Annotated in this window: 4 protein-coding genes and 1 pseudogene; 4 read left to right on the plus strand and 1 reads right to left on the minus strand. The window is 59.5% G+C overall.

The genetic code is table 11. From position 1 onward, the window contains the following. Positions 1-31: 31 nt before the first annotated feature. From N551_RS36685 to N551_RS0120345, 3 genes are all read left to right on the plus strand, one after another. Positions 32-1,042, plus strand: a complete 1,011-nt coding sequence (locus N551_RS36685; RefSeq protein ID WP_051462872.1) for a T6SS effector amidase Tae4 family protein — start codon at positions 32-34, stop codon at positions 1,040-1,042. Positions 1,043-1,796: 754 nt separating this feature from the next. Continuing rightward, positions 1,797-3,956 (plus strand): metallophosphoesterase, encoded by a 2,160-nt coding sequence (locus N551_RS0120340; protein WP_027568453.1) that lies wholly within the window; start codon positions 1,797-1,799, stop codon positions 3,954-3,956. Positions 3,957-4,150: 194 nt separating this feature from the next. Further along, complete coding sequence (locus N551_RS0120345) at positions 4,151-5,503, plus strand: hypothetical protein (RefSeq protein WP_027568454.1); 1,353 nt, start codon at positions 4,151-4,153, stop codon at positions 5,501-5,503. Between the two features lie 148 nt (positions 5,504-5,651). On the opposite strand, the gene N551_RS36045 is transcribed toward N551_RS0120345, so the two are convergent. Further along, the gene (locus N551_RS36045) at positions 5,652-6,083 is read right to left on the minus strand and encodes a hypothetical protein (RefSeq protein ID WP_051462873.1); all 432 of its coding nucleotides are present in this window, start codon (positions 6,081-6,083) and stop codon (positions 5,652-5,654) included. A 124-nt stretch (positions 6,084-6,207) separates the two neighbouring features. Between N551_RS36045 and N551_RS36690 the strand changes: the two are divergent. After that, positions 6,208-6,434 (plus strand): annotated as a pseudogene (locus N551_RS36690) (IS21 family transposase); the annotation flags it as partial.

Here is a 6,434-nt window from a genome sequence, read left to right on the forward strand (position 1 = left end):
GCGGCGTGAATGAGCAACGAGAGATCGAAAAATGGTCAAAATCGTCGTAGCGGCCTCCGGCGGCGCGGTTGCCGACGGAACCGAGCTTGATCGACGCGCCCGCATTGCAGGTCGGATCATCGCGGAGCATGGATGCGACTTGCTGACCGGCGGCGGGGGCGGCGCGATGGAGATTGTCGCAAAGTCGTTCTGCGGGACGCCGCTCCGGGTCGGACGCTCGATCGGAATCATTCCGGGAAGCGCGGAAGGCTTTGCAGGAGCACGAGTCGGACACGTGTCGCCATACGCGCTCACTCCGAAATCCGGCTATCCGAACCGGTGGATCGAACTCCCAATCTTCACCCATCTTCCCGGCAATGCGCCAAAGAGTGCCGAGTCGCGCAACATCATGAACATGGCCTCGGCCGATGTGGTCATCGTTCTGGCGGGCGGTGAAGGTACCCAGGCCGAGTTCGAAATTGCTCTGGGCCTGGGAAAGCGGGTTATCGCCTTTGTCGGTCCCGAAGAGCATATCGGAAATTATCAGGCGGGCTCGCTTCCGAAGGACGTGATCGTCGTACCCGATGAGCTCTCGTTGCAGGACGCCCTGCACGACATGCTCTCGCCGTTTGCCCTGACGAGGCCTGCGTTTTCGGCCATCCGGGCCGTCTACAAGACGGATCCGACACAGATTCATAACTGCACCATGCACTTTCCGAACACCTGTGCGATTCGCATGAGTGAGGCTCTCGACAAGACGGTCACGGGGATCAAGGAGAAATTTGCCAACAGCGGAGTCAACCTTTGCCCCCACAATTTCGTCCGGGGCGCGGGCGATCTGGCCGGCATTCTGCGCAAGGCGGAGGTGTTCGGCGTTTACGACATCGGGCTCAATGCGCCGGGCACCGCCCCCGCGAGCGTTCAGGGAAAAAAGGGGCTGGTTGCCTACCTCAATATTCCTGATTTCCCGGGGCAGGGCCATATTGACCTGTGGGACGGAAGCTATCCCGTCGGAGCCGACTATTGGAACGCCGATCCCATCTGGTTCTGGAAATTGCCGTAGCGTCTTATGATCTCTTGATTGGCTCGATCTGACGGGCTCAGACACCTCTCCCGCTTGTTCCCAAGCTGCATACGAGGGTTCGATTCCCTTCGCCCGCTCCAACTCAAGAAATGCCCGTAGAATAAGGGTTTCCAGCGACTCCGGGCGACGAATTTCCGCGCATTTTCCGTGTTTGCGTACAACGCCTGTACAAATCCATCGATTCTTCGGCCTGCAGACGTATGCGTGGACCCGTACAACGTAGGTCAAATAATATCTCGGTCACCGCTTTCGAAGGAAAACGGTGGAGGTATTAGGTGCGCTGGCCTCGCAGCGACTAGGCGAGGTGAGGGGCATCGACTGACGCGAACGAAGATGCGAGGGAGTCGTTTCGGTGCGTCCGTTCGGCCGTCGGCGCAATGCGTCGGCGGAAAGGCGCCTCTGGAGCCGATCGCTTCGGAAGCAGTGCCGCAAACTCGGTTCGACCCGTGCGTCCGTCCCCGATGCTCTTCTGCCGACGTGAGAGCCCATGGTGCGCTGATGCTCTGCTGAAGCATCCGCCGTGCAGTCCGAACGCCATCAGGCAGGATCGGGCCTTCCAGCATCGAACTTCAGGCCGATCGGCGAGCCGGCGGACGAGAGTTGCGGGTTCGCGGAGCGTCCTCCTATAGTAGCTGCGGTGAAGGGCGCGCTCCCGCCTTGTTGCACAGCGTACATTCGGCGCGGGGCAGGTCGATCAACTCATTCCTCGCAATTTGCCGGGCAGGGAGCGGCCATGGGAGCACGGTTCAGCATCGAGCACGCGAATTTCGTTGCCTATTTGACGAGCAGCCGACGGACGCGCGCGCCCAGCGCCGATAGCGTTGAACTCGACGGCTTTCTTGAAGGATTGAACGATCCGTCTTCGCTGGTGAGTTCGACGAAGGGACGATCGGACGATTGGTGTCAGGCCGTCAGCAGCGCCGCCACCGAGGGACGCAACGCGCTGCGCGACAAGAAGCCTGGCTTGCTCGCGCCGGAGGACGTAGCGGCGGTTCTCGGACCCCTTCGAGAGCATTTCGGCGACTATAACTTGTACTGTCTCATCATTCCGTCGCAGCGCGGTGGGGACGAAGAGAGTTTCACGTTCTTTCTCGAAACCGCGATCAGCACGAAGGGACACGGCCTGGTGCTGATGCCCGAGAGAGGGCGTGACTTCGTCGAATACCTGAACCCCTTTCCGGCGATCGCGGAATTGGCCGACTCTCTCGCGTTTTCGCCGGCCGTACTCTTCTGGTCGGGTACGGCCGCCTGCGTGCTGCCTCTGAGCGAGGCGAAAGGATTCTACCGAAAAGTCCTCGTCGAAGCTCTGGAAAAACATCCTGAAAACATCGAAAGAATTCTCGCGGCCGAAGTCAAGCGGCGAAGCACCAAGCAAATCCTTCATTTGAGCGACCTTCACTTCGGTCGTGCCGACGCGAGGTTCAACCGATCGTGGCTGAAATCCCATCTCCGTAAAGTTCTCCCGGGAGTCGATGCTACGGTGATAACAGGAGATCTTTTCAACGATCCCGTTCTGGGATTTCGCCAGGAGTACCAGGAGTTTCGCGACGATCTCAGATCCATGACCCGGAGGAAACCAATCATAGTCGTTCCGGGCAATCATGATTTTCGCGTCGGAGGGACGGACTACCGGAAGATGCGTGAGGACGCGTCCCATGTAGCGAGCCTCGGTCTCCCCAATCTGGTCGTCGACGAAGATCTCCAGGCCGTCTTCTTCTGTTTCAACTCCAATGAAATGGGAGATTGGGCGAGAGGCGGCGTGTCCGCCGAGCAACGAAGGCAGATGGCGATCGACTACGAGGCAGAAGAGACCGAGCGAGACGATGCTTCGAAGTTCTTCAAGGTCGCATTGGTGCACCATCACCCTCTTAAATACGGCGCCGCGCCGGCCGCCCTCTACGAACGGCTTATCGCGAGATTCGCTCGGAACGACGACGTCTTCACCGAATTCGAAAACGCCGACGAGTTCTTGCGCTGGTGCGCCCGGCGCGAGATCCCTCTGGTGTTGCACGGTCACAAGCACGTCCCCCACGTCGCGCGTACATCCGTCGACACCCAGGAGATCACCGTCATCGGTTGCGGATCGACAACCGGCGTCGACGGTCGGCCGATGTGCTATGATATCGTGAGATTCGATCCGAACACCAAACGATCCAGCGTAAAATTCTATTTTGACCCGTATTCCGACGGGGGTAAATTCGAACTTCAAAGCGTGGCCGTCGAATTCAAGGATGGTGGCGCGCCAGACACGGATCGGAAGAGCGGGACGGGGCATAAGAGATCCCCGATGTCGGAGGAAGATCAGCGCACCATCATCCGCAAGGTACTTTCGTCGGATTTGGATGGCATCAGGGACTACTTCGATAGGATGGATGTTTGGGTGCTGGGCGTAAGCAGCGAGGCCCTGCGGATGCCGGAATCCGGCTTCGCCCATCAGCTCGGTCTGCCTTTCGTCAATCGGCCGCGATCGCTGGAGGAGATCATGAGTTTTCTGCCGGAGGGCAATGATTTCCGCGACAGCTTGTCGGACGCGGTCGAGGCATCGCGAAGATTGCTCGGGGCGGTGTCCGAATACAACGATCTACGCTGGATGAGTAACGGCGGACCGGCACTGTTCGGAGTTACCGAGGCGGCCAAAACCTTGCCCGAATATCGCGAGGCGTTCTCCGACATCGATCCGGAACAGGATGCCGAGTACAAGAGCTCGAGGTTAACTCTGATCGAGAGGGCCAAAGCGTACGGCTATCCAAAGCGCCAACTTCTGGAGGGCGACGAATATAGGGCAGACCTCATGGAAGCTGTTCTCGATGTTCGGTCGAAATGCGAAATCGCCGCTGAGGCATTGAAAAACGCATCGCGAACCCTTCGCGAACACGAGTTGCGGCTCCTGTGACGCCAATGTCCCTCCGGCCCGTTCAGCTCAGGTCGTTTGCAACCTCAGTTGCCGCTTTCGGGCAGATGTCGCCCAAGCTGTGCTGCTCTCGGGTACGACCATTGGCGACGCTATTCAATCGCGACTTCTTCAAGTGCCGGAGTTTCCGCCAAGCGATCCCTTGATATAGCCCGAAGATGGAGCATCTATCGCGTATGCTCGCGCAAACTCCGATCTGGTCGGTACCGAACAACACGGATCTGGCCGATGCCTTCGAACTCCACCTGCCACTGGCGCGCCGAGACGCTGCCTATCGGTTGGGTGGCGTCGATACGGCCTGGCTGAACGTCTTACGAAATCGAGCCGCGCAATTGAAGGAGCAAGGTCTCGTTGATCTGACGGATCACATGCTTGCCCTTCTTGCGAACCCAATGGCTTGTGCAGACTTCAAGTCGCAATTCGAGCAGACCTACGAAAGTGCATTACGAATGGCTTATCCGGTGACGCAGGCCTTGTTGGACGAGCATCGCCTCCACAGCGGCATTACCCGCGACTACACGCTCCTTCAATTTGATCCGGGGCAGGTGCGGGCGATCGAGGACGACGCCGTGACCGATCGAACCATGAGGACGTTCGCGGAGGACATGCTGGAAAAATTGACCGCCAAAACCAGGTTGCCGCGCCACGAGGTCTATCGTTCCGTGTTCGACGTCTACTCCGAAGCCATCGTCTGCCGTCTGCTCCGGGAGCGCGGCAATGGTCGGCTGAGGATCACGAAGATCACGGAAACCGCTCAGGCCGGCCCGGACTTCGAGTGCGAATTGGATGCCGAAATCAACGGTGCGCCGAGGGCTTTGTCGTTCTACGTCGAGGTGAAATCCCTCGATATTGTCGACGCGCCCCAACGATTGCCGGAGATGCTCGACGACGGCATGGACGTCCAGATCGAATTGGATCGGCAGATCGCAGAAGGGCGACCCATAGCAGCGGCCGAAGGCGAGATCGCTCCTCACCGTCGGTACGGAGGCGGCGCCGGCTACGATCCGCGATCGACGAGAATCGTCATCGAAAACCTCATCCAGAAGGCCGCAGGCAACTTCAAGAACACCCAATTCAAGCGGGGGCCCACGTTCGCGTTGGCCAACCTGCTCCGGTTGCCGCTCCCCGGGCAGAGACTGGGCACTCTCGCACCTTACTACTTCACGCCCGACTCGGGCGGCGCCTGCGTAAGCGGTGCGCTGTGGTACCTCGCATTCGGCGAAGTGGGCGCGTCCATTCATAGGACGCCCGATTTTGAAGGAGCTGGCACGGTCGACGGCGCGCTTCAACGCGCCGGCATTCTGATCGATGGGGCACTGGGTCTAAATACACCAGGACTCATCGCTTTCCATCACGACCAGGACGCGTACCGGTTCGACGGCTTTTACGACGAACATTGGAACTCCAAGGAGTGGGAATGGAGCGACATCGAGACCGAAGCGGTTTTCGAAGCGCTCTGTGGAGACTACAACAACCGAGCAAACGGGCGCGCATATCTTTATGCGAGCGGTGGCGACCGAACGGTCTAGAGCCACAGACGCCCAATGCCGCGACAGATGAGACAGCAATATCGATGTCCAGGGTCGCGATGTCAGGAAGGGAGATTCCGATGTTGGACAGCTCGAAATCGGCACAGATCAATAGCGCTACGATTGGCTTCAGATCATGTGCGTCGGTTCAGGAGAAGCGCGCCAGACGATGCTGCAGCCGCTCCTTGGCCGTCCGTTCGCCATCCTCATCGAAATCGGGGTCGTCCGCGGGCTCGTACCACAGCATGATCAACGCGAAGCCGTTGGACTGCAGGTAGACCTGTTCGCTCATCGTCGGGGCCTGCCGGCCGCGTTCGACGTCGATCCAGTTGTCGGGCAGGCGTGAGTCGATGTCGCTGGGCACGCCGACCCGCAGTCCTTTCCGGTAGAACAGCGACCGCTCCGGAACCGGCTTGCCGCGCACCGCGGTGACGAAGGGAAATCTGGTTCTGTTGCGGTAGACCGGGCCCACCTTGCCGTCGCGGACGACAACGAAGGCGATCGTCGCCGAATGGTATTCCGCGTAGGCGCGCGCCATCGCGTCCTTGCTCACGTCGAACTTCGTCGCGAGGGCGAGCATGTGTTCGATGTGTCATTCGGCCTGCAATATTGACCCCCTAAGCCGGGGGATCGGCGTCCAAAATTGACCCCCTACAGGTTGGTCTGTTGCGCTGCCTGCTTCGTCATGAAGCAGGTGGTCGGGGATGCTGATCGTGGAGACAATCGCCCGGATACGGCGCGAGCACTTCATCAAGGGCAAGACGATCAAGGAGATCGCCCGTGACCTGAAGGTGTCGCGGAACACAGTCCGGAAGGTGCTGAGATCGGGAGAGACCTCATTCGAGTACGAGCGTGTTGTCCAGCCGCGGCCGAAGCTGGGACGATGGGCAGCAGAACTCGACGGGTTGTTGTCAGGGAACGCGGGCAAGTC

It is taken from the genome of Bradyrhizobium sp. URHA0013, assembly GCF_000518345.1.
Lineage (GTDB): Bacteria > Pseudomonadota > Alphaproteobacteria > Rhizobiales > Xanthobacteraceae > Bradyrhizobium.